The sequence below is a fragment of the Seonamhaeicola marinus genome, assembly GCF_008085455.1.
This window is the reverse complement of sequence record NZ_VSDQ01000398.1, coordinates 1-510: the sequence shown is the minus strand read 5'-3', so window position 1 is coordinate 510 and position 510 is coordinate 1. Positions and strand designations below refer to the sequence as shown.

The 510-nt window shown below is 30.0% G+C and carries 1 pseudogene; it reads left to right on the top strand.

Annotated elements, in window-relative coordinates:
* Positions 1 to 69: 69 nt before the first annotated feature.
* Positions 70 to 510, top strand: a pseudogene (locus FUA24_RS05130) (5-methyltetrahydropteroyltriglutamate--homocysteine S-methyltransferase); the annotation flags it as partial.

The window sequence follows — 510 nt, the reverse complement described above, 5'->3', positions numbered from 1 at the left end:
ACAGAGTTATTATTTGTTTTTATTCTAAAAATATAATTTTGAACAGTAATAAAAACCATTTAAAACACCATGAAAACTACTATTTTAGGCTACCCAAGAATTGGCAAAACCAGAGAACTTAAAAAAGCTTGTGAGCAATATTGGGCGGGTAAAACTACCGAAACAGACTTAATAAATACTGCTTCAAACATTAAAAAAGATAATTGGTTAAACCAACAACAAATTGGTATAGACAGCATACCATCAAACGATTTCTCTTTTTATGACCAAGTTTTAGATACCTGCCTAACTTTGGGTTGCATACCTGAGAGATTTAAAAAAATAAACCACAATAATTTACTAAATTTATATTTTGCAATGGCCCGCGGATTGCAAAATGACCACATTGATGTTACTGCCATGGAAATGACAAAGTGGTTTGATACTAACTACCATTATATAGTTCCTGAATTTGAAAAAAACCAGAGCTTTAGCTTTTTCTCAAAAAAAATAATTGATGAATATAAAGAA